Genomic DNA, 744 nt, shown 5'->3' with positions numbered 1-744 from the left:
GGCGCCGGCCAGCAGCGACGGGCCCAGCAGGTCGGCGGGGAACGTGCCGTCGGCGGGGGCGCGGGCGAGCCAGGCCAGCCCGGCGGCCAGGGCCGCCAGCGCCGCGGCCAGCGAGGCCCGCACCGGCAGCCGGGGCGCGACGGCGGACGCCAGCGTGATCGCGCCGGCCAGCGGGAGCTGGGTGAGCCCGGCCTCCAGCGGCCCGTGCCCGAGCACGTTCTGCTGGTAGAGCGGCAGGTAGTAGAACAGCCCGATCCACACCGCGCCCAGCAGCGCCATGGCGACGTTCGCGGTGACCGGCCCGCGCCGCAGCAGCCGCGACGGCACCAGCGGGTCGCGGGCGGACCGGCCGAGGCGGCGCTGCCGGAGCGCGAACGCGCCCAGCAGCAGGACCCCGGCCAGGCCCGCGGCGGCGTTCCCCGCGGTCACCGCGTACACGAGCCCGACCAGGCCGCCGGTCGCGGCGACCGCGCCGGTCCAGTCCACCGAGCCCCCGGCGGGAGGGTCGGCGGGCACCAGCGCCAGCGTGGCCGCCAGCGACGCCGCCGCCAGCGGGACCGTCACGTGGAACACCGCGGGCCAGCCCCACAGGTCGGTCAGCAGGCCGCCGAGCAGCACGCCCGCCGCGCCGCCCGCCCCCGACACCGCGCCCCACACGCCGAGGGCCCGCCCGCGTCCGGGGCCCGGCGGGAAGACCAGCAGGACCAGCCCGAGCGCGGCCGGGGCCAGCAGCGCCGCCCCGGC

At 81.3% G+C, this 744-nt stretch carries 1 protein-coding gene; it reads right to left on the bottom strand.

Translation table 11 applies throughout. From position 1 onward, the window contains the following. The coding region (locus AKI01S_RS48660; protein WP_157420784.1) for an MFS transporter at positions 1 to 744 on the bottom strand (744 nt) is incomplete at both ends.

Source organism: Actinomadura kijaniata NBRC 14229 (assembly GCF_001552175.1).
Taxonomy (GTDB): Bacteria; Actinomycetota; Actinomycetes; order Streptosporangiales; family Streptosporangiaceae; genus Spirillospora; species Spirillospora kijaniata.
Note: the sequence above shows the minus strand (reverse complement) of the source record. Positions and strands in the feature narration are given on the sequence as shown.